Source organism: Neisseria sp. P0006.S009, from assembly GCF_051962915.1.
GTDB classification, from domain to species: domain Bacteria; phylum Pseudomonadota; class Gammaproteobacteria; order Burkholderiales; family Neisseriaceae; genus Neisseria; species Neisseria subflava_E.
On record NZ_JBQCUV010000029.1, the window covers coordinates 1 to 236 of the forward strand.

At 46.2% G+C, this 236-nt stretch carries 1 pseudogene; it reads left to right on the forward strand.

The window, feature by feature from the left end:
• Nucleotides 1-236 (forward strand): annotated as a pseudogene (locus tag ACTHTK_RS10335) (sel1 repeat family protein); the annotation flags it as partial.

Here is a 236-nt window from a genome sequence, read left to right on the forward strand (position 1 = left end):
AGCATTTCCAACAGCAATTGAGACTTGCCGAACAGTTGGAGGGTGAAAACGGTATTCAGGAACAGAACAATGCCCAATATTGGTTAGGCTATTGCTACTTAGAGCAGGCGCTAAAAGCCCAAGGCAAGGAGTCGGAACAGTTGTTTGGACAGGTACTTGAGCATTTCCAACAGCAATTGAGACTTGCCGAACAGTTGGAGGGTGAAAACGGTATTCAGGAACAGAACAATGCCCAA